Genomic DNA, 581 nt, shown 5'->3' on the forward strand with positions numbered 1-581 from the left:
CGATCACAGACGTGTGAATGGCACCATCATCCAGTCCGGTTTCGATCTGTGTTCCTGCATCGAAGGCTCCGGTCCCATCATTGCGGAACACCGTGAAGACATCTGAAGAGGAAGCTGACCCGATGATGTCCAGATCGCCATCCCCGTCTATATCCGCCACAGACGTATGCCGGGCGCTATTAGACACACTCAAATTGCTGATCTGTGTTCCCGCATCGAAGCCTCCGGTCCCATCATTGCGGAACACCGTGAACGCGTTGGAGCTGCTTGCAGACCCGATGATGTCCAGATCGCCATCGCCATCAATGTCGATCACAGATGTGTGATTGGCTCCACGATCCAGCGTGGTATTGATCTGTGTTCCCGCATCGAAGCCTCCGGTCCCATCATTGCGGAACACCGTGAACGCGTTGGAGCTGCTTGCAGACCCGATGATGTCCAGATCGCCATCGCCGTCTATATCTGCCACAGACGTATGCCAAGCTCTGTCATCCAGCGTGGTGTCGATTTGCATGGGCATCCGGGGCCGGATCACGGAGGAGGAGGCTTCGACCAGCGGTATACCACCCGCGCCACCCACG

Annotated in this window: 1 protein-coding gene; it reads right to left on the minus strand. The window is 57.0% G+C overall.

The window, feature by feature from the left end; genetic code table 11:
- A partial coding sequence (locus ACR0CW_RS23195; protein WP_480789591.1) for an FG-GAP-like repeat-containing protein occupies positions 1-469 on the minus strand: 469 nt, incomplete at its 3' end.
- Between the last annotated feature and the right edge of the window lie 112 nt (positions 470-581).

The organism is Ruegeria sp. CH6, assembly GCF_056537005.1.